Below are 2523 nucleotides of genomic sequence, written 5' to 3' on the forward strand. Positions count from 1 at the left end.
GAGAAGTTTTTCATTATGGCTAAATAAACAAAATATTGATTCTGCTTTAGATGATTTTGCACAAGATGGTTCAATGTTTTCCTTTTTTATTATGAATAAAAGTAAATATATAAAAATTGATAAATCTTTTTTAAAACAGATTAATTCTAATATGAATTATCTACCTTATTTAAAAGGTTTACTTGAAACTATTAGATTAAATAAACAAAAGTCAATTATTGAAGGAGTTGAGACTTTTGAAGATTATGAATTAGTAAAAGATATTTTGAAACCTGATTATATGCAAGGCTATTATTTTTCTGATTTAATGATAATTAAATAGTTTTATTATTTGTATCACAATTTTTTCATGCTAATATGCTACTATCTTTTATAAAAATAAACAGGAGTTTAAATGCAATATTTAGTAATTGCTTATGATCACACAGGTGCACTTGAAAGAAGACTTGAATCAAGAGATGAACATGTTAAAGGTGCAAAAGAATTAATGGCTAGTGGTAAAATTTTAAGCGCTGCTGCTTTAATTGAAGATGAAAAGATGGTTGGTTCAACATTAATTGTTGATTTTGAAGATGATAATGAAATCGATACATGGTTAGATAATGAACCTTATGTTAAAAACAATGTTTGGAATATGGATGAATTCCAGATTGTTCCTATTAAAGTACTTCCAAATAATTAACTAATAAATCATATAGGCCTTTTTATAAGGCTTATACTTATTTTATAATTAAAAGTTAAAATATATATAATTTAATAATCATATTGATATAATAATAATATGATTAAAAACTTAATAATATTACTATTCTTTATTCTCAATTTAGAAGGAAAAATTCTAAATTTAACTATCAAAGAAAAAGAATACATAAAAAACAATCCTATCGTTTTAGCGCATAATGAAAAAAATTGGCCTCCTTTTAATTTTAATGAAAATGGTGTTCCACTAGGTTATAGTATTGATTATATTAATCTTCTTGCATCAAAAGTTGGACTAAATATAAATTTTATATCTGGTTATTCTTGGACTGAGTATATGCAAATGCTTCAAACTCCGAAATTAGACCTAATTGTTAATATTTCAAAAAATGACTTACGTTCTAAAACTATTGAATTTACAGATGTTTTTCTATCTGTAAAAAATGCAATATATATAAATATAAATAAAAAAAAATTTAAAAAATTAGATGAATTAAAATATCATACTATTGCAATGCCAAAAGATTTTTATGCACAGAAGTTTCTTGAAGAAAAGTATCCCTCTATAAAACAAATCTTAGTTGATGACCAATTAAGTGCACTAAAACTTTTATCTGAAGGTAAGGTTGATGCAACTGTTGGGAAAAAAGTTGTTTTAGATTATATTATTCAAAAAAATGCTATTAATAATGTAGCTTCAACTGAATATCTAAGAGAAGAAAAAATAATTAGTCATATGAGAATTGGTTCTTCAAAAGAAGATAAAATACTTATAAATATATTAAAAAAAGCACAACAGCAAATCACAAGAGAAGAAAAGAACAAATTGAATTTTAAGTGGTTAGGTTTGAATGAATTTAATAATAATAATAATAATAATAATAATAATGTGTTTTCTGATAAAATAAATGAATACATAAAAAAGAAAAAGAAACTTTCATTATGTGTTAATTCAAATAATTTACCAATAGAAAGATTAGATGAAAATATTTACGAAGGAATCTCTAGTGATTATATAAAAATATTTGAAGAAAAAATTAATTTACCAATTAATCTGATATCTACAAAATCATATATTGAAAGTCTATCTAAATTAACTACCAATGAGTGTGATATTGCAACATCGTTACCGAAATTAATGTCAAATGAAAAATATATAAACTATATATATCCATATATTGATGCTCAAATTCTTATTGCATCAAAAATAGATAATGTATATATTGATAATTTGGCTACTTATATTGATAAGGTATTTGTTATAAAAGATGAATTTATTTATAATATCGTAAAAAATAAATATCCAAATATAAAATTATTAAAGACAAACACAGTTGTAGAAGCATTAGACTTGGTTCATCAAGAAAAAGCTTTTGCTTATTTGGGTGATTCATTGAGCTTAAGTTATACAATACAAAAAAATTATTTAGGTATAATTAGTATTTCTGGAAAACTTGAAGAAAGTATAAGTTATTCAATAAGTATTAGAAATAATGATAAGATACTTGAAGAATTAATAAAAACAATTACATCTAAAATTTATACTTCAGATAAAATCGATATAGAAAGTAAATGGCTTAAATTTAAAGAAAATATTTTAATAGATTATTCTTTAGTTATTAAAGTAATAATAGCATTTATATTAATAATAGTAATATTGTTTTTTTATCAAAAGCAAAAAAAGTTAAAATCTAAAATTGAATTATTAAATAAAAAGTTAAAAATCAAAGTTAAAAAAGAAATTGAAATTAACAAACAAAAAGATGAAACAATTTTTAAACAAGCAAAACTTATAAGTATGGGAGAAATGGTAAATAATATTGC

3 protein-coding genes are annotated in these 2523 nt (G+C 22.0%); all 3 read left to right on the forward strand.

Annotation, left to right across the window (positions count from 1 at the left end; all coding sequences use genetic code 11):
- A partial coding sequence (locus tag ACERKK_RS12795) for an EAL domain-containing protein (protein WP_373773464.1) occupies window positions 1–322 on the forward strand: 322 nt, incomplete at its 5' end.
- 72 nt (window positions 323–394) lie between these two features.
- Complete coding sequence (locus tag ACERKK_RS12800; RefSeq protein WP_373773465.1) at window positions 395–682, forward strand: YciI family protein; 288 nt, start codon at window positions 395–397, stop codon at window positions 680–682.
- Between the two features lie 99 nt (window positions 683–781).
- Window positions 782–2523: transporter substrate-binding domain-containing protein (locus tag ACERKK_RS12805; protein WP_373773466.1), on the forward strand; the 1742-nt coding region annotated here is incomplete at its 3' end.

This window comes from Poseidonibacter sp. (assembly GCF_041821165.1).
In the GTDB taxonomy this organism is placed as follows: Bacteria; Campylobacterota; Campylobacteria; order Campylobacterales; family Arcobacteraceae; genus Poseidonibacter.

What these genes read in the sequence shown, in the direction of transcription:
- ACERKK_RS12800 (WP_373773465.1), top strand. Translation starts at nt 395, where the DNA reads ATGCAATATTTAGTAATTGCTTATGATCACACAGGTGCACTTGAAAGA.